We start from the raw sequence: 239 nt of genomic DNA on the forward strand, positions 1-239 counted from the left end.
ACAGAAATCAGCATGTAGGTTTTCACCAGAAGTGTCTTGGCAACGCATACCAACAAATGCACCTGTGAAGAACCCACCACCTTGGATGTAATCATCTGACAACTTGTAAGATTCAAAAGTTACAGGAATCTCAGTCCAGTTTTCACCGTCGAATGAATAAGAGTATTTGTACGTTGACGTCTGTACATCAGAACGCATGTAAACATACTCCACATCTTCAGGAATTACGATCTCTTGAC

At 41.0% G+C, this 239-nt stretch carries 1 pseudogene; it reads right to left on the reverse strand.

The annotated features are described in order from the left end of the window. Positions 1–231, reverse strand: a pseudogene (locus AOA60_RS07530) (hypothetical protein); the annotation flags it as partial. Positions 232–239: the final 8 nt, after the last annotated feature.

This window comes from Pseudomonas sp. 2822-17 (genome assembly GCF_002742485.1).
In the GTDB taxonomy this organism is placed as follows: Bacteria; Pseudomonadota; Gammaproteobacteria; order Pseudomonadales; family Pseudomonadaceae; genus Aquipseudomonas; species Aquipseudomonas cyclaminis.